Origin of the sequence: Streptomyces sp. B21-105 (assembly GCF_036898465.1) — a bacterium.
Classification (GTDB): Bacteria; Actinomycetota; Actinomycetes; order Streptomycetales; family Streptomycetaceae; genus Streptomyces.
This window is the reverse complement of sequence record NZ_JARUMJ010000001.1, coordinates 711,248-734,131: the sequence shown is the minus strand read 5'-3', so window position 1 is coordinate 734,131 and position 22,884 is coordinate 711,248. Positions and strand designations below refer to the sequence as shown.

Sequence of the window (22,884 nt, the reverse complement as noted above, 5' to 3'; positions counted from 1 at the left end):
CACTGCGACTCATCCCGACCGCACGCCCCGCCGACTGCCCCCGACTGCCCCAGCCGCCCGACCCTCCCGGACCGCCCGCCCTGTCCGCGCCGACTGCCCCTTCCCGACCGTCTGCCCCGCCCCACCGCCCGGTTCGCCCCGACCCTCCCGGACCGCCCGCCCTGTCCGCGCCGACTGCCCCTCCTCGACCGTCTGCCCCTCCTCGACCGTCCGGCCTGCCCGCACCCGCATGCCCCTTCACGACCGCCCGGTTCGTCCGAGCCGACTTCCCCGGCCGTTCGAACGCCGCGAACCGTCATCCGCGTCGCGACTCGCTCCACCCTCCGCTCCGCCCCGCTCCGAGAGGACTCACGTGAACGACACCGCCCCCTCCCTCGTCCTGACCGGTGGTCAGGTCCTGACCGTCGACGGCGACTTCACCGTGACCGAGGGCGTGGCCGTGCGCGGCCGGGACATCGTCGCCGTCGGCAGCGACGTGGAGATGCGCGCCCTGGCCGGACCCGGCACCCGGCTCGTCGAACTGGGCGGCCGGACCGTGCTGCCCGGCATCAACGACTCCCACCTCCACGGAGCCGCGTACGGCATGACCAAGCCGCCGTTCGCCCTCGACGTCGGCCACCCGGCGGTCGGATCGATCGCCGACATCGCCGAAGCGGTCGGCCGGGCGGCCCGCGCAGCCCGCCCCGGCGACTGGATCGTCGGACTGGGCTGGGACGCCGGCTACCTGGCGGAGTGCCTCACCGACCCCCGGCGCTTCCCGCACCGCCGTGACCTGGACGCCGTCGCACCGGACAACCCGGTCTGCCTCACCCACTTCTCCTCACACCTGGTCTGGGTCAACAGCGCCGCGCTGCGCCGCTGCGGCGTCGACGCGGACAGCGCGCCGCCGCCCGGCGGCGTCATCGACGCCGACCCCGACGGCCGCCCCGCCGGCATCCTGCGCGAAGCCGCCCAGGAACTCGTCAACGTCGGTCTGCCCACGCCCACCGTCGACCAGCGCCGCCGGGCGATCCAGGGCGTGGTGCGCGAACTGCACTCCCGCGGCATCACCAGCTACACCGAACCGGGGCTCGGCCCCGGCGGCGCAGGCTCCCTCTTCGGCGGGCTGAGCACCGACAACTGGACCGCCTACGCCGATCTCGCGGCGAGCGGCGAACTCGAGGCCCGGGTCAGTGTGCTGCTGCTGCCCGCGCCGATGGGCGGCTCGGCCGACGACGTCCGCAAGGGTCTGGCCGAACTGTGCCGCCCCGAGTCCGCCGACCCGCGCCTGCTGAACGCCATCGGCGTCAAGGTCTTCGCCGACGGTGTGCCCCCGAACCGCACCGCCTGGATGAACGAGCCCTACGCCGACGGCGGCCACGGCGCGCTCTGCGTCCACGGCGACACGCCCGCGCTGCGCAGCGGCGAACTGCGCGAGATGATCCGCGTCGCCCACGAGGCCGGCTTCCAGCTCGGCGTGCACGTCACCGGCGACCGGGCCATCGACGAGGTCGTCGACGCGTTCGTCGCCGCCAATGCCTCCGCGCCGCGACCAGACGCCCGGCACTACGTCATCCACGGCGACTTCGTCGGCGCGCGCAGCCTCGCCAAGCTGGCCGCCCACGGCTACGGCGTCAACATGAACCCGGCCATCAAGTGGACCATCTCCGACCTGATGGACGAGGTCGTCGGCCCCGAGCGCTCCGCCTACCAGTGGCCCGTGCGGTCCGCCGTCGAAGCCGGGGTGAGGGTGTGCGCCAGCTCCGACGCGCCGATCACGGAACCCGACTGGCGGCAGGGGGTGAGCGCGATGCTGCTGCGGGAGTCGAAGGCCAGCGGCCGCCCGAGCGGACCCGAGCAGTGCGTGCCGCTCGCCGAGGCGCTGCGCGCGTACACCGTCCACCCGGCCCGGCAGGACTTCGCCGAGGAGTGGAAGGGCTCGATCGAGGTCGGCAAGGTCGCCGACCTGTGCGTCCTGGACCGTCCCCTGCTGGACCGGGACCCGCACACCGTCACCGACGCCGAGGTCGACCTGACGGTGTTCGACGGCCGCGTCGTCCACGAACGCTGAGGAGAACGAAGAAACAGGGAGAAACAGTAAGGAACAGGAAGGAACAGGAAGGAGACGACATGGCCACCGCACCCCGCATGCTGCTCGTCCTCAGCGAGAACTGGACGCTCACCGGCGGCCGGGCCGACCTGCCCGCCGCGATCCGCTGGGCCCGCGAGGCCGAGGACGCCGGCTTCGACTCCGTCATGGTCAGCGAGCACATCGTGCTCGGCCCGGACGCGGCCGCCGACGGCGTCATGGGCAACCCCCGCGACTACGCCCTGCCGGGCAACCAGGACCCGCACACCCCCTGGCCCCACTCACTGCTCCTGCTGGCCGCCATCGCCTCGGTCACCGAGCGCCTGCGGCTGGCCGCCGCCGCGGTCCTCGCGCCCCTGCGCCACCCGCTGCTGATGGCCCGGGAACTGGGCACCCTCGACCTGATCAGTGAGGGACGGCTCCTGGTGCAGCCGACGGTGAGCTGGAGCCGGGACGAGTACGACGCGCTGGGAGTGCCCTTCGCACGACGCGGCCGGCTGCTGGACGAGCACCTGGACGTCTGGGCCAAGGCCTGGGGGCCGTCGCCGATCTCGCACGAGAGCGCGCACTACCCGTTCCGGGACGTCTACTTCGAGCCCAAGGCGTTCCGTCCCGCTGGGCCCCGGCTCTGGTTCGGCGGCCAGCGCCTGGCCGGGCCGGTGCTGCGCCGGCTCGTGCGGTACGGCCACGGCTTCCACCCCCTCGGGCGGCCGACGCCGCAGGACCTGCGGACGCTCCAGGAGGCCATGACCGCGGCCGGCCGGAGCCTCGCCGACCTGGAGATGATCGGCGGCGCGCAGGGAGTCTTCCCCGACGACCGCTCCACCGCCGACCTCGGCGCCGCGCTCGCCGGGATCCCGGAGCAGCTGGAGCAGGGCTTCACCACGTTCTGCGTCAAACCGAACCAGTTCATCGACGACCCGGCCGGGATCGGCGCCTTCTGCCGGGACGTGATGCGCCGGGTCGAAGCGTTCACCCGCTGAGCCCGCGCGCTCTTCGTCAGCCTGTTCCCCATCCCCGCACCTCACCCCCGCCGCGCCCTGCTCCTCACCCCGCTTCTCACCCCGTCGGGCACCCGGCTTCTCCGCGGCCTGTCGTTTCGTACAATTTGAGCCCGAACAACACGACGATCCACCGACCGCCACCGACCCATGCCCCCGTGGCCGAAGGAGTGTGCCGATGCCCGGCCAGCGATCCATCGCCGAAGCCGAGAAGCTCGCCGAGGCCAAACTCGGCGGCATCCCGCTGCGGCGCGAGCAGATGGCCGTCGTCGCGAACATCTACCGCGCCGCCTCGGCGGTCCGGCAGCACCTGGAGAACTCCGTGCTGCGCGGCTCGGACCTCACCTGGACGGCGTTCGTCGTGCTGTGGGTGGTCTGGGTGTGGGGGGAGTCGGAGACCCGGCACGTCGCCGAGGAGGCCGGGATCTCCAAGGGCACGCTGACCGGCGTGGCGCGCACGCTGGAGGGCCGCGGTCTGGTCCGGCGGGCCGGGCATCCCACCGACGGCAGGCTGGTGCTGCTCAGCCTCACCGACGAGGGGGAGGCGTTGATGCGGCGGCTGTTCCCGGCCTTCAACGAGGAGGAGGCCTTCGTGGCGGGCCGGCTCAGCGACGAGGAGTGCCGGACCGTCGCGGACGGGCTGCGCCGCGTCGTGCGGCAGGTCGAGGAGGAGGGCGAGGAGCGGCGCGCCGCCCTTCTCGACGGCGCCGAGCCGGCCCCGCGCCGCAGCGGACGCCGTCCGAAGGCCTGAACCGGGCCTCGAAGCCCCCTGAGGGGACAACGACAGACGGCCGCCGGCCGGCCGCGCGCGCTCGTCGTCGGCTGAGTCGGGGATTCCGGGGCGACGGCCCGACCGACGGCGGCGAGCGAGCAGGAGGCGCCGAGGCGTGTGACGCCGCGCGAGTCCGGGCCGGTCTGTGCGCGATGTCTTGACGTGTACTTGGCGTAAGTGGCTTCATGGGAGCGCTCCCATACTCGGTGACCCCCCACGCCCTCCCGACCTGCCCCGTGTTCCTCCCCACCCCTCCCGCCGACTGAGTTCCTCGGCCTCACCCCAGGAGTCGCAGTGAGCACTGTCCCCGCCCCACGAACCTTCTCCTTAGCCGGATTGCTGACCAGACTCGCGGCCCTGGCCGGCCTGGTCCTGCTGGGTGCCCTGTGTCCGGCGACCGCGCAGGCGCAGCCGCAGTCGACCGCCGCCCTCGCGACCGGCCTGCACATCAGCGACGGACGTCTCGTCGAGGGCAACGGGAGCGACTTCGTCATGCGCGGCGTCAACCACGCGCACACCTGGTACCCGGGCAGGACGCAGCAGTCGCTCGCCGACATCAAGGCGATGGGCGCCAACGCCGTGCGCGTCGTCCTCGCCGACGGCCACCGCTGGAGCGCCAACAGTCCCGCCGACGTCGCGGGCGTCATCGCCCAGTGCAAGGCCAACCGGCTCATCTGCGTGCTGGAGGTGCACGACACCACCGGCTACGGCGAGGAGGCAGCGGCCGGCACGTTGGACCAGGCGGCCGACTACTGGATCGGCCTGAAGGACGTGCTCGCCGGCCAGGAGGACTACATCATCGTCAACATCGGCAACGAGCCCTGGGGCAACACCGCCCCGGAGGGCTGGACCGATCCCACCGTCGCCGCGATCAAGAAGCTGCGCAACGCCGGGTTCCAGCACACGATCATGGTGGACGCGCCCAACTGGGGCCAGGACTGGCAGGGCGTCATGAAGGCCAACGCCAAGTCGGTGTACTCGGCCGACCCCACCGGCAACCTGATCTTCTCGATCCACATGTACAGCGTCTTCGACACGGCCGCGGAGATCACCGACTATCTCAACTCCTTCGTCGCCGCCGAACTCCCGGTCCTCATAGGCGAGTTCGGTGGTCCCGCCGACCAGTGGGGGGACCCCGACGAGGACACCATGATGGCCGCCGCCGAGCAGCTCGACCTCGGCTACCTGGCCTGGTCGTGGAGCGGCAACACCGACCCGATCCTCGACCTGACGCTCAACTTCGATCCCGCACAGCTCAGTTCGTGGGGCAAGCGCATCTTCAACGGCGTCAACGGCATCGCGCAGACGGCGAAGGAGGCCACCGTCTTCGGCGGCGGCTCGCCCGGTGACACCCAGGCTCCGACCGCCCCGGGCGCCCCGACCGCTTCGGCGGTGACGGCGACCTCCGCGACCCTCTCCTGGTCCGCCGCCACCGACGACGTCGGCGTCGCCGGCTATGACGTGGTGCGGGTCAGCGGCGCCACCGAGACCAAGGTGGGCGCGTCCACGGGTGCCTCCGCCACCGTCACCGGGCTCACGGCGAACACCGCGTACACCTTCGCGGTCTACGCCCGGGACGCCGCCGGCAACCGCTCCGCCCGCTCGGCCACGGTGAACGTCACCACGGGCAGCGCGCCCGCCGTGGCGTGTTCCGTCGCCTACCGGGTGGTGGGGGAGTGGCCTGGCGGCTTCCAGGGGGACATCACCCTGCGCAACACCGGCGCCACCCCCGTCAGCGGCTGGAAACTGGCCTTCGCCTTCGCCGACGGCCAGACCGTCACCAACATGTGGGGCGGCACCGCGGCCCAGAGCGGCAGCTCGGTGAGCGTCACGCCCGCCGCCTACACCTCCACCGTCCCGGCCGGAGGCTCGGTCACCGTCGGCTTCATCGGCGCCAAGGGCGCGAAGAACACCGCGCCGACCGCGTTCACTCTCGACGGAGGTGCGTGCGCCACGTCCTGACGGACCGTCACCTACGCCTCCCCGCCCGCCTGGGTGGGGAGGCGTAGGTGACGGCGGCGGCGCCCGCGCTCCCGTGGGAGCCGCCACCCGGCGCGCCTGGGACGCCGTACCCAGCGCGCCGGGACGACGTACACCAGGGGACGACGTACACCAGGGGACGCTGTACGCCGGGACGACGCGCGCCGGCACGCGGTCCCAGGGACGCTCACGCGCTCGTCCGGGCGCTCGGTCCCACCCGGCCCCGCACACCTCGGCTGCCCCCCACCTCTCCACCCCCGTACCGCGGCTGCCCCCGCACCACGGCCGCCCCGCGGTCCGTCGTCCCCGGTGAGGGGACCGATCGCCGGAAAGCGCCCCGTACTGTGTGCGCATGTCCACGACGCCCCGGTGGCTCAACGCCGACGAACGACGAGCCTGGCTGGCCTACGTCGAGTTCTCCACGCTGCTGTCCGACCACCTGAACCGGCAGTTGCGGCGCGACGCGGGCATGACGCACGCCGACTACAGCCTGCTGGCCCACCTCTCGATGGCCCCGGAGAACACGCTCGGCATGTCCGACCTGGCGCAGCGGCTGAAGATCACCCGCAGCCGGCTCACCCACGCGGTGAGCCGGCTGCGCGACATCGGACTCGTGGACCGCAGAGAGGACCCCGCCGACGGTCGCGGCCAGCTCGCCTGCCTCACCGACGCGGGCAGGTCACTGCTGGAGAAGGTGGCCCCCGGCCATGTCGAGGCCGTGCGCCGGACGGTGTTCGACGTGCTCACCCCCGAGCAGGTGCGCCAGTTCGCGGAGATCGGCGAGGCCATCAGCGACGCCCTGCACCGGGCGGAGAGCATCGAGGCGGACCCCGCGGCGCTGCCCTGGCGACGCCGGTAGACACGGCGGGGCGATGCCCGTAGCCCCGGCCGGGCGACGCCGGGGGACCCGGGCCCGGGCGATGCCGGTGGACCCGGACTGGCGATGCCGGTGGATCCGGTCGGGGGACGCCGGTGGATCCGGCCCGGCGGGGCGGGGCGCGTTGGCCCCCAGCGGCCGGCCGGTCAGCTTGTTCGGCGCGGAATCGAGAAGAACCGGCCGGCGGTCCGTACCTGGGGGTACCGGGGGCGGCGCCCGCCCTCAGGCCACGCCACCGATCCTAGGGACACCTCGTGAACGCAACCGCCGCCATCGGCGTCACCGGCCTCGGCGTGATGGGCCGCAACCTCGCGCGCAACTTCGCCCGCAACGGTTACACCGTCGCCGTCCACAATCGCACCGCCGGACGCACCCGCGCGCTGGTCGAGGAGTTCGGGCACGAGGGCGCGTTCGTGCCCGCGGAATCGGCCGCGGACTTCGTGGCGGCGCTGGAACGCCCCCGCCGCCTGATGATCATGGTGCAGGCGGGCGCCGTCACCGACGCCGTCATCGAGGAGTTCGCCCCGCTCCTCGAGCCCGGCGACATGATCATCGACGGTGGCAACGCCCACTACGCCGACACCCGCCGCCGCGAGGAGTCCCTGCGCGAGCGCGGCCTCCACTTCGTCGGCGCCGGCGTCTCCGGCGGTGAGGAGGGCGCGCTGAACGGGCCGGCGGTCATGGTCGGCGGCTCCAGCGAGTCGTACGCCGTGCTCGGCCCGATGTTCGAGTCGATCAGCGCGAAGGTCGACGGCGAGCCCTGCGCCACCCACATCGGCACCGACGGCGCCGGACACTTCGTCAAGATGGTGCACAACGGCATCGAGTACGCCGACATGCAGCTCATCGCCGAGGCCTACGACCTGCTGCGCCAGGTCGCCGGCTACACCCCGGCCGAGATCGCCGGCATCTTCCGCACCTGGAACGAGGGCCGGCTCGGCTCGTACCTCATCGAGATCACCGCCGAGGTGCTCGCCCACGCCGACGCCGCCACCGGCCGGGCGTTCGTGGACGTCGTAGCCGACGCCGCCGGTCAGAAGGGCACCGGTCGCTGGACCGTGCAGACCGCCCTGGACCTGGGCTCTCCGGTGACCGCCATCGCCCAGGCCACCTTCGCCCGGGCCGCCTCCGGGCAGCGTGAACTGCGCGCCGCCTACGCGGGCCTGCCCGGCGGCACCACGCCGCCGCTCAGCCGTACCGAGGCCACCCGCTTCACCTCGCAGGTCGAGCACGCCCTGTACGCCTCGAAGGTCATCGCCTACGACCAGGGCTGGAAGATGATCCAGGACGCGGCCGGCGAGTTCGGCTGGAAGATCGACCTGGGCGCGGTCGCCCGGATCTGGCGCGGCGGCTGCATCATCCGCGCCTCGTTCCTGGACCGTATCCGCGCCGCGTACGCGGCCGACCCGGACCTGGTCAGCCTGCTCGGCGAGATGGAGTTCGCCATGGAGATCACCGACGCGCAGGTGCCCTGGCGGGAGACGGTGGCCTCCGCCGCCCGCCGCGGCATCCCGGTGCCGGCCTTCTCCGCCGCGCTCGCCCACTACGACACCCTGCGGGCGGAGCGGCTGCCCGCGGCCCTGCTCCAGGGGCAGCGCGACTACTTCGGCGCCCACACCTACGGCCGCACCGACCGGCCGGGCGCGTTCCACACCCACTGGGCCGAGCCGGGCCGCCCGGAGACGTCCGCCTGACGGATCCCCGAAACGGCCTGACGGATCCCCGAAACGGCCTGACGGATTACGGAAACGGCCTGACCGATTGCGGAAACGGCCTGAAACGAGGACCCGGAAACGGCAGGAGCGGGGCGCTCGTCGAGTGCCCCGCTCCTGCCGTTGCGGTCTGCTGACCGGTTTTCGGTGACCGCCGGTCAGGCGCTCGTCGCCGGGAACGTCGGGTACTCCACGCCCGAGACGTGCTGGACGACGCGGACGACCTGGCAGGAGTAGCCGAACTCGTTGTCGTACCAGAGGTAGAGGATCGCGTTGTCGCCGTCGACCTTGGTGGCGCCGGCGTCGATGATCGAGGCATGGCGCGAGCCGATGAAGTCCATCGAGACCGCGTCCGGCGCCGTGGTGAAGTCGATCTGGCGGCGCAGCGGCGAGGTCAGCGAGACACCGCGCAGGTACTCGAGGACCTCCTCGCGGTCGGTCTCCCTGCCGAGCCGCAGGCTCAGGATCGCGATCGAGACGTCCGGCACCGGGACCCGGATCGAACTGCCGGTGATGGGCGCCGCGAGGTCGGGCAGCGCCTTGGCGACCGCGGAGGCGGCTCCGGTCTCGGTGATCACCATGTTCAGCGGCGCCGAACGGCCCCGGCGGTCGGCCTTGTGGTAGTTGTCCAGCAGGTTCTGGTCGTTGGTGAACGAGTGGACGGTCTCCACGTGGCCGCGCAGCACGCCGTACTCGTCGGCCATCGCCTTCAGCGGCGGGACGATCGCGTTGGTGGTGCAGGACGCGCAGGACAGGATCCGCTCGTCCGGCTTGACGGTGTCGTGGTTGACGCCGTGCACGATGTTCGGGACGTCGCCCTTGCCGGGCGCGGTCAGGACCACCTTGTCGACACCGGGCCGCAGATGCTGGGACAGGCCCTCGCGGTCGCGCCACTTGCCGGTGTTGTCGATCAGGATGGCGTTGTCGATGCCGTACGCCGTGTAGTCGACCTCGGACGGGTCGTTCGCGTAGATGACCGTGATCTCGTTGCCATTGGCGATGATCTTGTTGTTGGCCTCGTCGACCGTGATCGTGCCCTGGAACTGGCCGTGCACGGAGTCGCGGCGCAGCAGGGACGCCCGCTTGACGAGATCCTGCTCGCCGCCGCCGCGGACCACGATGGCGCGCAGCCGCAGGCCGTTGCCGGAGCCGGACTTCTCGATGAGCAGCCGGGCCACGAGCCGGCCGATGCGGCCGAACCCGTAGAGCACGACGTCGCGCGGTTCGCGCCGGTCGATCTTGTTGCCACCGGTGGCGCCGGCGACGGCCTCGGCGGTGAAGTCCCGCACCGGCAGTGCGCGGTCGTCGGCCCGGTGGCTCTCGGCGAGGATGCCGATGTCGATCTGGGACGGGCCGAGGTCGAGGACGGTGAGGGCCTCCAGGTACGGCAGCGTCTCGGTGACGGAGAGCTCCTCGCCCGCGATCTGCCGGGCGAACCGGTGGGTCTTGAGGATGCTGACCACCGACTTGTTCACCAGGGAGCGGCTGTGCAGCAGGACCGTCACGTCCCGCTCGCGGTGCAGCTTCCCGATCATCGGGATCATCGACTCCGCGATCTCCTCGCGGTTCTTCCAGTCAGTGAACGAATCGTCGTTGAGCGTCACGGGCCTATCTTTCGAGCTAGGTGGCGCTCATATGCTAACCCTTCGGGTTTTTGATCATTCCAGCGGGCCCGCGCTCAGGTGTGCGGAGGGCGTGCGACCGCGGCGCGTGTGCGGCGGGTGTGGCGTGTAGCGGGGGACGGCGTGTAGCGGGGGACGGCCGGGGCGGGAGCCTCGGCGGGGGAACGTGGAAGCGCCCGCCCCGGCCGCCGGTCAGGGGAGGCTCAAGGCCGCTCGGAGGGCTGCTGCTGTCGGCGCGGGATGCCGAGCGCGCACACGGCGCCGGCGAAGACGACCGCCACGCCCACCCAGACCGCGGGGTGCAGCCCGTCCACGAACTGCTGCGGGCCCCGCGTGCTGCCGTGGGCCACGAACACCGTGCTCAGCACGGCGATCCCGAGGGCGCCGCCGATCTCGCGGACCGTGGTGTTGGCGCCGGACGCCTTGCCCGCGTGCTCCTTGGCGACCGAGCCGAGCACCACCGCCGCCGTCGGCGCGAACACGAAGCCCATGCCGACGCCGGCCACGATCATCGGTCCGACCAGCGAGGAGTACGTCGTGTCGACGTCCGCGACCAGGTTGATCCAGCCCAGGCCGACGCCCTGGAGGAAGAGGCCGAGGGCCATCAGGCGGCCGCCGCCCACCCGCTCCGTGAGCAGTCCGGCCACGGGGGCCACGAACATCGGCATCAGCGTCCACGCCAGGGTGCGCACACCGGCCTCCAGCGGGGTGCGCGCCGGCACGATCTGGAGGTACTGGGCCAGCAGGAACAGGGAGCCGAAGACGCCGAAGTACATCGTGGCCGAGACGACGTTGGTGAGGGTGAAGGACCGGACCCGGTAGAACGACAGCGGCAGCATCGGCTCCGGCACCCGGGACTCCCAGCCGACGAAGGCGGCCAGCAGTGCCGCGCCCGCCGTGAACGCGCCGAGCACCTTCACCGACGTCCAGCCGTCCGGCTCGCCGTGCACGATCGCCCAGACCACCGCGCACAGCCCCGCCGCCGCCAGCACCATGCCGACCAGGTCGAGGCGCGCGCCGGGCAGCGAGCTCTCCCGGAGGGCGAACAGCACCAGCGGGATCGCGATCACGCAGACCGGCACGTTGATCCAGAAGATCCACCGCCAGTCCAGACCCTCCACCACCGCACCGCCCACCACCGGGCCCATCGCGACGGCCAGACCGCTGACCCCGGACCACACGCCGAGCGCCATGCCGCGCAGCCGGTCGGGCACCGCCTGGGACAGCAGGGTCAGCGACAACGGCATGACGGCCGCCGCCCCGAAGCCCTGGACCGTGCGGAAGGCGATCAGCTGGGCGCTGGTGTCGGCGAGGCCGCAGCCGATGGACGCCAGCGTGAACAGGGCGATGCCGGCGACGAAGACCCGTCGTCGCCCGAACCGGTCGCCGAGCGCGGCGCCGGTCATGAGCAGACAGGCGAAACTCAGCACGTACGCGTTGACGAACCACTGCAGTTGCTGGGTGTTCGCCTCCAGGTCGACGGCCAGTGTGCGCAGGGCCGTGGAGACGACGAGGTTGTCGAGCGCGACCATGAACATGGGCACGCTGGCGGCGACGATCGCCAGCCACAGCGGTGTGCGGCGGCGCTCGGCCGGCGGGGCGGAGGCGGCCGGCTCGTCGAGGACCGGGCTCTCTTCGGACAGCGTCATGACGGGGATCTCTCCTGGGCGAGGGGTTTCAGGCACCGGTGCGGGACTGCTCGGCGAGGCGGCGGCGGGCGTCCGTCCAGTCGATGGGCAGGTCCGCCGCCGGGACCTGCCAGAAGGTGAAGACCGAGTCCTTCATCGTGGGCCGCAGTCCGGTCATGATCGATGTGTGCGGTTCGGTCCGCGCGTATGTGTAGAGCGCGTCCTTGTCCTCCCAGGCCGACAGGGTCCAGAAGGTGCGCTTCAGCGGCTGGGCGATCAGCGAGGCGCCGTAGGCGCCCGGTGCGCCGGACACCTGCTTCCACGCGGCCAGCGACTTCAGGAAGAAGCGCGGGACGTCCTTGAACGAGCGGACCTCGAACCGGGACGCCATGACGAACGTCCCGGCGTCCGGGGCGGGGGTGCTGACGGTGGTCCAGCGCAGGGTGGGCATGGCTGATGCCTTCTCTCCGGCGGCGCGAAGGAATATTAGATACCTCTACTATCTATGTTAGACAGTAGAGGTATCCAGTTTTTCGGGCAAGGCCGACCACCGAACCGGAGCCGATCGCATGCGCATCTCCGAACTCAGCCGCAGCAGCGGCGTCTCCGTGACGACGATCAAGTACTACCTGCGCGAGGGGCTCCTCGCGCCCGGCCGTCAGACGGCCGCCACCCAGGCCGAGTACGACGAGCAGCACCTGCGCCGGCTCCGCCTGATCCGCGCGCTGACCGGTGTGCGCGGCCTGTCGGTCAGCACCACCCGCGAGGTGCTCGACGCCGTCACCGAGCACACGGGCGACACCCACCGGCTGCTGGGCCTCACGCTGGGATCCGTCCGGGTGGGCGAGAAGCCCGCGCAGGACGGACCGGAGGCGGCCGAGGTCGACGAACTCGTCAAGGAGCTGGGCTGGGACGTGCATGCGTCGGCGCCCGCCCGCGCCACCCTCGCCGAGACCCTGGGCTCCCTGCGTGACCTCGGCGTTCCGCTCGACTGGCGGACCCTGCTGCCGTACGCGCGGCTCGCCGAGCGCACCGCCGTCCTCGATCTCGACCAGCTCGAGCATCTGGACGACCCGCTGGAGGCCGCCGAACGCGCCCTGCTGCTGACCGTCCTCCTGGAGCCCGCGCTGATGGCGCTCCGGCGCATGGCCCAGGAGAACGAGTCGGCCCGCAGGCACACTTCCTAGTGCCGTGACCTGTTGCCGTGACCTGTTGCCTGACCTGTTGCCGTGACCTGTCGCCGTGGCTGGCGGCCCAGCTCCCGCAGCAGTTGGGCCGCCGCCTCCTTCCCGGAGGAGAACGCCGCCTCGTGCGAGCCGATCTGGTCGTGGTACTGCTGCCTGGAGTGGAAGTAGGAGCCGCACAGCTTGACCCGGGGACCGTCGTTGACGTCGTAGATGGTCTGCTGCGCGTCGCGCATCGCCATGTCGATGACCGGGTGCTCGTAGTGGAAGGCCCGGATGACCGACTCCTCGCGGATCGGCAGCGGGCAGTCGAGCGTGACGAAGTAGTCGGTCGCCGACTCGAAGTCGTGCAGCTTGTTCATGTAGTAGACGACGTACGGGCGCGGCGTCCCGTCGATGGTCACCTTGCCGTAGTTCCAGGCCTCCCACCGCTTCTCGTCGACCGGCATCACCGAGGCGTCGGTGTGCAGGACCACCGAGGACGCGTTGTAGCGCAGCTCCGCGAGCAGCTTCGCCTGGGCCGGCGTCGGGTTCTCCAGCAGCGAGCGGGCGGTGTCGGCGTGCGTGGCGAGCACCACGTGGTCGAAGCGCTCCTCGCCGGCGGCGGTGCGCACCACGACCCCGTGCTCGAGCTGCCGGATCCCGGTCACCGGCTCGGACAGCCGTGCCTTCGCGTCGATCGCGGTGAGCGCCTTGCGCACGTAGGAGACCGAACCCCCGGTCACGGTCCGCCAGTCGACGCGGCGGCCGCCGAGGCCCCCCTCGTCGTGGGCCATGAAGAAGGCGATCACCGTCGTGGCCGGCATCTCCCAGATCAGCTCGGCTGGCACCGACCACACCGCGCTGCACAGCAGGATGAAGTACCCGTACCGGAACTCCTGGCTGTAGCCGCCCCGGTCGAGGTACTCGCCCATCGGCATGTTCGTCCGCTTGCGGAAGAAGTCCCGGCGGCCCTCCTCGTGGAACCGGCGGGCCTCGCGCCAGATGGTCTGGAAGTGCTCGGGGTAGCGCGCGACGACCTCCTCCTCCGGGAGGTCCAACTCGGCGCTGCCGTACTGGAAGACGGCATCGAGGTCGAAGAAGTTGAAACCGGTCGGCAACGGCTGCGTCGTGACCCCCAGTTCGTCGAAGAACCCGGTCAGGTTGGGGTAGCCGGGCCGGTTGTGGACGACGAACGCGGTGTCCAGGCCGAGGAGTTGGCCCGCGTCCTCCACCTCCACGGTGCTGGCGTGGCCGCCGAAGCGGTCGTCCCGTTCGAACAGGGTGATCTCGGCGTGCTCGCGCAGGCCGTACGCCGCGGAGAGGCCGGCGACGCCACCGCCGACGACGGCGATGCTGGGCTTGGGGGACATCTGGGCTCCTTACGGGGTCAGCCGGACAGGGTGACGGTGCTCAGCCCTCCGGGCCGGGACTCTTCGGTGGCGACGGCCACCACGTGGTGCGGGGTCGGACGCACGAGGTCGAAATGCCAGCGCGCGACGGACCGTTCGGGGTCGTGGAGACGGATACGGGGGCCGGACAGGCCGGTGAACGCGAACGAGGACAGGGGGCGGCGCAGCCCGGTGCCGAGCGCTTTGAGGTAGGCCTCCTTGAGCACCCAGTGCGCGGCGACCCGCGCGGCCCGGGCTTCCGGGTCCGCCACGGCCGCCAGGTCGGCCCGCTCCCGCTCCGCGAAGTGCCGCGGCAGATGCGCCACGGCGTCCGCGCCGGCCGGCGAGGGTTCCGCGTCCACGCCGCAGGCCCGGCCCCCGTCGGTGATGACGCAGGCGATCAGGCCGTCCGTGTGCGAGAGGTTGAAACGCAGGCCTGAGTCGGCCGGGCGGTCCGGCTCCGGCCTGCCGTCCTCGGCGGTGCGGAACCGCCAGGAGCCGACCGGGTGACCGGAGCGGTCGCTGAGCGCGTGCCGCGCCAGCAGCCGCGCGGCGACGTGCCGCAGCCGGCCGTGCGGCGCGAGCGCGCGCTCGCAGCGGGCCCGCTCGCCGCCGCTGAGCAGGTCCGTCCCGCCCAGACGCGCCACGAACGCCCCGGCCGCCGGTTCGGGCAGCAACCACAGATGACGGTCCGACATGTCAGCTGTGGGCCAGCGGGAACTGCCAGTACGAGAACAGCCGGTGCTCCCGGTACTGGTGACGCAGCACCCGCATGACCTCGTCGACGTCGGCCTGGTCCGTGATCGACTCGTGCGGGTGCAGCTGCCGGCGCAACCGCTCCAGCTGAAGCAGCAGCACCGCCGCGTTGGGCAGCGGATCCTCCAGCACCTCGTGCGAGTGCACAAAGGTCAGCACACAGGCCGCGGTGGCGTGCAGCAGGCAGTACTGCTTCGCGAGGTCGAACAGCTCGGCGCTCTGGCCGTAGCCGCGGCCCAGACGGGCCTGCAACGCACTGCGCCGGTCGGCCAACTTCCCGGCGTGATCCAGTAGTTCCTGCGCCGCGTCGGCGGCTCGCAGCAGCCTGCCGCGCTCCTCCTCCTTCGCGTCACCGGCCAGTTCCCGCAGCCGCGCGAGCCCGTCGGGGGCGGCGAGCAGCGCGTCGTCCGCGCCCCGGCTGAAGAGCTCCTGCTTCCACGGCTCGTACACCGGCAGCGGCCGGTGCATGCCGAACAGGACGCCGGCCCGCTCGGCGGCACGGGCCCTGGTCGCGTCGTCCGCCCCGGTCGCGCCGTCCAGCAGCCCGCCCAGCTGCTGACCCAGGTTCCGCAGGTTCACCACGGTGTTGCCGTCGGCGAAGTTGGCCACCAGCAGATCGCGCAGCATCTTCTGGAAGACGCCGTAGCGGGCATGGCCGCGCAGGAAGAACCGGGCGCCGAGCACCACGCTGAGCTGGGACACGGAGCGTTCCAGCAGGGTCGGCAGGAAGTACTTGGCGACCGACGTCCACACACTGGTCTGCTCCGGCGCGGCCTGGAGGCTGCGCACCGCGCCGAGACTCACCGCGTCACAGATCATCAGGTCGGCGAATGCCTCGGTGAGCTGGCGGCGGCTGTAGGGGATGTCGCTCACCGCCTGGCCGAAGATCATGCGCTGCTCGGTGAAGTCCAGCGTGAGACGCAGCGCCGTGTCGGCCGCGGACATCGCGAGACCGTTGATGACAGCGCGGGCCGCCTGGGTGGCCTTGAGGGCGATCTCGAGTCCCTGGCCCTCCGCGCCGATCAGGTTCTCGTCCGGCACGAACGCGTCCTCGGTGCGCAGACCGCTGATGTCCATGCCGCGCAGACCGTGCAGCTTCTCGCGGGGCAGCTCCCGCACGGTGTCCACCGGGGTGCGCGCCTTGTCCAGGACGAGGATGGAGAAGGCGCCGGGGCCCGGCCGTTCGCCGGTGCGCACGAACAGGGTCATCCGGTCGGCCATGGTGGCGGTCCCGATCAGCCACTTCTCTCCGCTGACGAGGTAGCCGCCGGCCACCTTGCGCGCGGTCGTCCCGCTCGCCAGGAGGTCGCTGCCGTGGTCGCGCTCGGACAGCCCCCAGGACATGCTGTGGCCGTCCTTCATGTCCGCGATCAGCCGGCGCTTCTGCTCGTCGGTGCCGCCGATCCACACCGGCATGAAGGCGAGGTTGTTGATCACCATCGCGGTGGCGGTGGACGAGCAGCGCCGGGCGACGATCCGCGCCAGGTTGAAGCCGGTCTCCACGTTCCCGGCCCGGCCGCCCTGGGCGCCGGGCAGCGAGTACTCCGGGACGCCCCACCGGCGCAACAGACCGAGCAGCGCGAACGGGAACTCCTCGCGCTCGTCGTACTCCATCACCTGGTCGAACGGCATCCGGCTCGCCGGATCGTGCGGATCGCCGAGAAAGTCCTCCAACCGCGCGGCGAGCGCGATCAGTTCGGTCTTGGGGTCGGATTGCATGAGGGTGCTCCTGTCAGGAGGCCGCGCGCCGGGCGGCCAGGACGACGGGCAGGGCGGTGAACATCCGGTTGCGCTCACGCAGCGCCAGCGCCGCGTCCAGCGCGGGCGACAGTGCGGGGCCGCGCCGGCGTGGGTCGACGCCGTCCGCGCGGGCCATGAGGTAGCCGAGGGCCGCGCCGAGCCAGCCGGGGGAACCGGGCGCGGCGCCGTAGAGCGAGCGGTCCCGGTTCGCCCACCACAGGCGGAGGCAGGCGGCGGCGCCGTGCAGCCAGGCGTACCGTTCGGCGAGATCCACCAGCTCGTTGGGGTCGGCGCCACGGGCGGTGGCCCGCTCGGTCAGCGCGGGGAGCACGGCCACCTGCCCGGCCAGCTCGGCGACCAGGGCGGCGGCGGGCCCCTCGTCCCCCCGCAGCGCCTCGCCGACGGCGTCGGCGACCGGCCCGAGACCGCCCAGCACCGGATCGGCCCCGCGCGTGACGAGATCGAACAGGGCCGGCCGGTACGGCGGGAGCGGGGCGCCCGGGGTGAAGACGCTCTCCAGCACGTCCGGCTTCACCTCCGCGCCGCCGGCCGCCAGCGTGCGGATCTGACCCGCGTAGGACCGCAGGTTGGCCAGCGGACTGGCGTCGATGACCCGCACCACCTGCGCGTCGCGCTGCAACTTCTGGAACATTCCGGAGCCCGGCGCGCCGGCCCGCAGCACCGAACGCGTGGCGAGCACCGCCCCACAGCGCCGGACCAGTTCCTCGCTCGCCTCGGCCACCACGTGCTTGGCCGCCGGGCCCCACACGCTGAAGGCCTCCGGCAGCGCGTGGACCCCCCTGGAGGCGGCCAGCGCCACCGCGTCCGCGGCGATCAGCGCGGCCGAGGCGGCCGCCAGATCCCGGCGCACGTACGGCGTCTCACTGAGCACGGCCCGCCCGAACCGGCGCTCGAGGGCGAAGTCGAGGGCGAGCCGCAGCGCCGAGTCCGCGATGCCCAGCGAGCCGGCCATGCTCATCAGCCGGACCGCCTGCTGCGCCTTGATGGCGACCTCCAGGCCCTCGCCCGCCCTCCCGACCCGGGCGTCCTCGGGCACCGGCAGCCCGGCGAACCGCAGATGCGCGAAGTCCATGCCGCGCATCCCGCCGGTGCGCGGCGAGGCCGCCCGGGTCAGACCGTCGCTCTCCGCCCGCAGTCCGGCGAGGTCGAGCAGGAACGAGGAGAAGGCGCCGGGCCCGCGCTCCCCGGTCCGGGCCACCACGTAGACGGCCGAGCAGCGACTTCCGTTGCCGACCATCCACTTCTCGCCGTGCAGCGTTCCGTCGTCGGCCAGCCGCACCTCGCCCGCCAGCAGATCGCTGCCGTGCTCCGCCTCGGACAGCGCGAACGCCACGGCCCCGCCCTCACGCAGGATCGCCGCGACCCGCTCGCGCTGCTCCGGGCTGCCGTGGATCTGCAGACAGGTCGCGGCGATGATGCTGAACATGGTGCCGGGCATCACGTTCACGTCCCGGCGGGCGGCGGCCCGCACCAGGGCGATGCTGCGGTCGAACGTCTCGAAGGAGCCTCCCCACTCCTGGGGCAGGTAGGCGAGATGGAAGCCCGTGCCCCGCAGCGCCGCGCACAGCTCCTCGGGGAACGCGTCGGCCTCGTCGCGGGCCACCGCCGCCGCGAACCCGTACGGATTGTCGTCGTCGTAGGGGTCGCCCAGCGTCTCCTCCAGGCGCTCGGGAGTCAGCGGCGCGGGAGTCGACGCCTGGGTCACCAGGGCTGTGGAAGTCGGCCCGTCGGGCGTCGGCGCGGTCATCGGGCGCCCGCCGGGGTCTGGCCCGCCGGGGCCTCCAGCGGCACCGGCCGGTAGTCCGCGCACGCGGACGGGATGCCCACCCCGGCCGTGCGCAGCTGGGCCAGCCGGGTGTGGAAGGCGGCGCCCCGCAGCAGGTGATGCGCGACCTCGGCGGCCCGCCGGTTGGCCGGGTTCTTCAGATAGCTGCCGGTCACCCAGTCGTTGAAGCCGCCCATCGCCGGACCGCACCAGATCTGGTAGTCCATGCTCCGTTCCTCGTCACCGGTCACCGCCCAGCGCGAGGCCATGCCGAGGTACCAGCGGAAGACGAGCGCCATCCGGCGCTTGGGGTTGCCGGCGGCACGGGCGAGCTGCTCGGGGTCACGGCGCTCGAAGTAGCCCACGCACTCCTGCCACACCTCCTCCAGCGGACGCCGGAAGACCTGCTGCTCCAGCTTGGCCCGCTCGTCCGCCGGGATCGCCTCTAGCCCGTCGAAGGCCTGGTAGAGCTGGTACAGACGGCGGGCCCGCATCGGGAACAGCGTGCCCTTCTTCAGCACCTGCAGCTCCACGCCCATCTCGAACATGTCGGCGGCCGGCGCCATGTCGCAGTCGGCGATGCCCGCCTCGGCCAGCTTCGCCCGCGCGGCCGGCGACGCCCCGGACTCCAGGCACGCCTGGTTGACGGACCCGGTGACCACGTACGCGGCGCCCATCGCGAAGGCGGCGGCCACCGCGCCGGGGGTACCGAGCCCGCCGGCCGCGCCGACCCGGACCGGCACCGGATAGCGGTGCTCGCGCTGGACCGCGTCACGCAGCCGGAGCAGCGTGGGCAGCAGCACCGGCAGCGGACGCCGGTCCGTGTGCCCCCCGGAGTCCGCCTCCACGGTGATGTCGTCGGCCAGCGGCACATGGTGGGCGAGCCCGGCCTGCTCCGAGGTGATCAGCCCCTGCGCCGAAAGCGCGCTGACCAGGGCCGCGGGCGCCGGGCGCATGAAGCGTTCGGCGGTCTCGGGCCGCGACACCTTGGCGATCAGCCGGTTCCCGGCCACCACCCGGCCGTCGGGGCCCCGGCTCAGCCCGGCCAGCCGGTAGCGCACCACGTGCGGGGTGAGGTCCATGTAGGCGGAGGCCTCGACACAGCGCACACCGTGCGCGAGGAACAGCTCCACCGCCTCCCGTTCGAGCCGCTGCTCACTCGGCGAGTGGATCAGGTTGACGGCGTACGGCTGGCTGGGGATCTCGGCGGCGAACCGGGCAAGCGCCTTCGCGATCGTCTCCGGCAGCAGTCCGGCGGCCCCGTAGGACGCCAGACATCCGGCACGGGCCAGCGCGATCACCAGGTCGGCGGAGGCGATCCCGCCCGCCATGGCGCCGGCCATGTAGGGCCGGCTCACCCCGTGGGCGGCGAGGAACGCGGCGGAGCCGAGGCGGTGCGGGGGCAGCGGCTGGGCCGCGGCGAGCACCACCGGTCCCGCTCCGCCCGCCACCGCGGTGCCACCGGCGACGACACCGGTCCCGGTCGCCGTCCGTACGACGAAGCAGGGGGCCTCCAGTTCGGCCAGAGCCTGGTAGACGCTCGCGGCGTCGGTGCTCGGGTACCCCTCCCCGGACCAGCGGAGCGGGGGCACGTGCATGGTCATGAGAACGCAGCTCCTTGGGCTGGACGGGCGTCCGGTCAGGCTTCGTCGGAGGAGAAGGACGAGGAGGAGGAGGCCGAGGCGGAGGGGGCCCAGGCGGCAGGGGCGGCGGGGTCGTCGGCGCAACTGCGGACCTCGATCGCCACATCGGTGAGTTCGTAGATCCGAAGGCCGGGCTTCCACAGGTCGGCGTCGGCGATCAGCAGCACCCGGTCCGCCTCCCGGCGGACCTCCTTGATGTGCACGTCGAAGCGGAGCTCCCGGTCGTCCCGCAGGATCTGGCCCCGGTACTTCCACTTCATCTCCACGTCGGTCGCCATGGCGAACCGCGGCCGTTCGACGCCCTCGGCGAGTCCGCGCTCCAGTACGAACAGCCGCATCGCCTGCAGCACGGCCTCGACGCCGAGCGAACCGGGCATCACCGGGTCACGGTGGAAGTGGCAGTCGAAGTACCACTCGTCGGGACGGATCTCCCGGTACCCGGTGAGATATCCGGCGCCGTGCCGGCCGCCGTCCTCGACCAGGTCGACCCGGTCCACGAGCTGGAAGTGGCCGCCCGGCAGCCGCAGCGCGCCCAGCGCCGGGTCGGTGAACACGGCCGCGTCGGCGGGCAGTTCGATGCGCCGCACCCGGTCGTCGGCCGGCCGGCCCTGCTCCCGCTCCTGTTCGAGCCACGGCGCGACGTACGTCCCGCTGTCGAGGCCGACCTGGTTGGCGAGCGCGTTGTCGCTGAAGTAGCCGAAGAGCGATTCACCGGTGTAGAACACCTCGCCGTCGGCGGACAGTTCGTAGGAGAAGTTCTGCAGGACGGCCCCGGAGACCGCGCTCGTCATCAGCAGCCGGGACCGGTGGCGGACGGTCTTCCCGCGCAGGTCCACGTCCTTGACGAGGGTGGCACGGCCGTCGAGGTTGCGGATCGCGTACTCCTCCTGCGGCTGCTTGAGGGTGGCGCCCAGGTAGTAGCCGAGGAAGATGGCCGCCTGGAGCGAGGACTCCATGTAGACGCAGTTGGGCATGTGCGGGTGGGAGTTGTGCCGGTAGTACCAGGCGTCGGCCGGCGAGTCGTACTCGGTCACCATCTCCGCCCCGGGGCGCAGATCGCCGCGGGCGCCGGTGAGGGACATGACCCGGTCGACGAACTGGAAGTCCCCGTTGGGGATGTAGGGCGCCCGGCGGTCGCGGTAGATCTCGAACTCGGGACCCATGGCCATGTCCAGCTGCCCCTTGGCGGCGTGCGCCAGATGCAGCTCGTTGATCATCGCCGGCTCGCCGTCGCGGTTGCGGCGGCCGAGGAACCGCGGCATCCCGCCGGTCTCCGGGCGGTACGCGGTGCCCTCCTTCTCCTGGATCTTCAGGCCCAGGTTCTTCATCCGGACGACGGGCTTGTCGCCGAGGTAGATGAGGACGTCGGCGACCACGGTGGGCCGCGGCAGCAGCGTCAGTTCCATCACCTCGACCTCGTAGCGGATCTCCCGGTCGCGCGGGGTGATCTGACCGCGCACCTGGACGTCGATGCGGCGGCCCGTCACGGTCTGGAAGCGGGCGTCGGGCAGTGTGAGGTGCAGGCCCTGGTGCAGCAGGTAGATCTGGAGCAGCTGCACCGCCCCCTCGGCGACCAGGGAGCCGGCGAGGACCGGGTCGTCGGGGAAGTGGCAGGTGAAGTACCAGGCGTCGGGCTCGAGTCGCTTGGTCGCGCTGATCCGTCCGATGCCGCGCGGTCCGCCGGTGCGGTCGATGGTGACGTCGTCGATCATGCGCAGCATCTCGTGGGGGAGACGCAGGGAGGGGTTGACGCCCTCGTCCTGGGCGTGGTCGGGGCCGAAGACGTCGCCGGGGCGGCCCTGCGCGAGCAGTTCCAGGTCGGCCGGGGTGAGGTGATCGCGGTCGGTGCGGGCCAGCGGCTTGAACGAGGTCCTGGTGAGCGCCTCCCGCGCGGCCTTCTCCTTGGCGGTCATGACGACGCCGAGCGGCGTGGCCAGTTCCGCCGCGCTGAAGAAGCCGGCGCAGGCGTCCTTGAGTTCGAGGATCAGCTCGCCGTCGGCGTAACAGAGGTAGCTGAAGAAGAAGAGCGTGGTGTCGCCGTTGTGGACGAAGCGGTCGATGGAGATGTCGTAGCGCAGGGTCTGCCCGGTGCGCGGCAGATCGCCGTGGAAGATCAGGGAGCTGTCGAGCAGCCGGTAGACGCGCTCGCCGCGGTTCCTGAAGTCGATGCCGAGGTAGCTGACCAGGAGCAGGTCGCACTGTCCGGCCTCGACGGTCACCGCCGGCGGGACACCGCCGTCCACCGCGTACCAGGCGTCGTCCGGCACGTCGTACTCGGTGGTGATGGTGGCGGGCTCGAAGACCCCGGTCTCGCCCTTGAGCGCGGTGACGCGGGTGACGAAGTGGTACGGGGGCGCCGGGAGACGGACGCGTTTGCCGTACCCGTCGATCGGGGCGAACCGCTCGCCGAAGACCTTGGCGACGGAGCCGGTCGCGAACTCCAGGAGATCGGCCTCGTTCCAGATCTCGTCGCCGCGTCCGAGCGGGGGAGCGGGGGATTCGGGCACGGGCGGCAGGGCCCTGGGGGCCGGTGCGGGGGAGAGCGCGGACGGAGCGGCGGCCGGGAGGGCCGGGGCAGCCGGACGCCCGGCCGGCGAGGCCGTCGGGACCGTCGAGGCCGTCGGGGCTGCCGGGTTCGTGCGGGCCGGACCCGTGTCGAGCAGCGCTTCGGCACGACTGAGAGTGGCCTGCTGGAGGACGCGCTGCGTCTCCATGACCACCGAGTGGGTGGTGACGATCTGTTCG

At 72.2% G+C, this 22,884-nt stretch carries 16 protein-coding genes; 7 read left to right on the top strand and 9 right to left on the bottom strand.

What is annotated here, in order from left to right:
- Positions 1-352 precede the first annotated feature (352 nt).
- From QA802_RS02995 to gnd, 6 genes are all read left to right on the top strand, one after another.
- Complete coding sequence (locus QA802_RS02995; RefSeq protein WP_334517895.1) at positions 353-2,050, top strand: amidohydrolase; 1,698 nt, start codon at positions 353-355, stop codon at positions 2,048-2,050.
- A gap of 59 nt (positions 2,051-2,109) precedes the next feature.
- Positions 2,110-3,051, top strand: coding sequence for an LLM class flavin-dependent oxidoreductase (locus tag QA802_RS02990; RefSeq protein ID WP_334517893.1), 942 nt, complete (start codon positions 2,110-2,112; stop codon positions 3,049-3,051).
- A gap of 196 nt (positions 3,052-3,247) precedes the next feature.
- Complete coding sequence (locus QA802_RS02985; protein ID WP_334517891.1) at positions 3,248-3,820, top strand: MarR family winged helix-turn-helix transcriptional regulator; 573 nt, start codon at positions 3,248-3,250, stop codon at positions 3,818-3,820.
- A 357-nt stretch (positions 3,821-4,177) separates the two neighbouring features.
- Positions 4,178-5,803, top strand: coding sequence for a cellulase family glycosylhydrolase (locus tag QA802_RS02980; protein ID WP_443042068.1), 1,626 nt, complete (start codon positions 4,178-4,180; stop codon positions 5,801-5,803).
- Between the two features lie 370 nt (positions 5,804-6,173).
- Positions 6,174-6,680: a MarR family winged helix-turn-helix transcriptional regulator gene (locus QA802_RS02975; protein WP_334517889.1), complete on the top strand. Its 507-nt coding sequence runs from the start codon at positions 6,174-6,176 to the stop codon at positions 6,678-6,680.
- Between the two features lie 272 nt (positions 6,681-6,952).
- Positions 6,953-8,392, top strand: a complete 1,440-nt coding sequence (gene gnd / locus QA802_RS02970) for an NADP-dependent phosphogluconate dehydrogenase (protein ID WP_319165313.1) — start codon at positions 6,953-6,955, stop codon at positions 8,390-8,392.
- A gap of 176 nt (positions 8,393-8,568) precedes the next feature.
- Here gnd and QA802_RS02965 read toward each other — a convergent pair whose 3' ends face one another.
- The 3 genes from QA802_RS02965 to QA802_RS02955 form a co-directional block, all read right to left on the bottom strand.
- Positions 8,569-10,014: a glyceraldehyde-3-phosphate dehydrogenase gene (locus tag QA802_RS02965; RefSeq protein ID WP_334517886.1), complete on the bottom strand. Its 1,446-nt coding sequence runs from the start codon at positions 10,012-10,014 to the stop codon at positions 8,569-8,571.
- Between the two features lie 221 nt (positions 10,015-10,235).
- Positions 10,236-11,681 carry an MFS transporter gene (locus tag QA802_RS02960; RefSeq protein WP_334517884.1) on the bottom strand — a complete coding sequence of 482 codons (1,446 nt, stop codon included), beginning with the start codon at positions 11,679-11,681 and terminating at the stop codon, positions 10,236-10,238.
- Between the two features lie 28 nt (positions 11,682-11,709).
- Positions 11,710-12,111, bottom strand: a complete 402-nt coding sequence (locus QA802_RS02955; protein WP_334517882.1) for a DUF3291 domain-containing protein — start codon at positions 12,109-12,111, stop codon at positions 11,710-11,712.
- Between the two features lie 118 nt (positions 12,112-12,229).
- On the opposite strand from QA802_RS02955, the gene QA802_RS02950 reads away from it, so the two are divergent.
- Positions 12,230-12,847, top strand: coding sequence for a MerR family transcriptional regulator (locus tag QA802_RS02950; RefSeq protein ID WP_334517879.1), 618 nt, complete (start codon positions 12,230-12,232; stop codon positions 12,845-12,847).
- Here the strand turns inward: QA802_RS02950 and QA802_RS02945 are convergent.
- From QA802_RS02945 to QA802_RS02920, 6 genes are read right to left on the bottom strand one after another with little or no spacing between them, the layout of a single operon-like run.
- Positions 12,844-14,196: an NAD(P)/FAD-dependent oxidoreductase gene (locus QA802_RS02945; RefSeq protein ID WP_334517877.1), complete on the bottom strand. Its 1,353-nt coding sequence runs from the start codon at positions 14,194-14,196 to the stop codon at positions 12,844-12,846. The two genes, QA802_RS02950 and QA802_RS02945, sit on opposite strands and share 4 nt — an antisense overlap.
- Positions 14,197-14,213: 17 nt before the next feature.
- Entirely contained in the window at positions 14,214-14,912 is a 699-nt protein-coding gene (locus QA802_RS02940; RefSeq protein ID WP_334517875.1) for a 4'-phosphopantetheinyl transferase family protein, read from the bottom strand.
- A 1-nt stretch (position 14,913) separates the two neighbouring features.
- Positions 14,914-16,689, bottom strand: a complete 1,776-nt coding sequence (locus QA802_RS02935; protein ID WP_334517873.1) for an acyl-CoA dehydrogenase family protein — start codon at positions 16,687-16,689, stop codon at positions 14,914-14,916.
- 13 nt (positions 16,690-16,702) lie between these two features.
- Positions 16,703-18,436 (bottom strand): acyl-CoA dehydrogenase family protein, encoded by a 1,734-nt coding sequence (locus tag QA802_RS02930; RefSeq protein ID WP_334517870.1) that lies wholly within the window; start codon positions 18,434-18,436, stop codon positions 16,703-16,705.
- Between the two features lie 38 nt (positions 18,437-18,474).
- On the bottom strand, positions 18,475-20,100 hold the full coding sequence (locus tag QA802_RS02925; protein ID WP_334517868.1) for a PfaD family polyunsaturated fatty acid/polyketide biosynthesis protein: 1,626 nt from the start codon (positions 20,098-20,100) through the stop codon (positions 18,475-18,477).
- Between the two features lie 35 nt (positions 20,101-20,135).
- Positions 20,136-22,853: a 3-hydroxyacyl-[acyl-carrier-protein] dehydratase FabA gene (locus QA802_RS02920; RefSeq protein WP_334534273.1), complete on the bottom strand. Its 2,718-nt coding sequence runs from the start codon at positions 22,851-22,853 to the stop codon at positions 20,136-20,138.
- Positions 22,854-22,884: the final 31 nt, after the last annotated feature.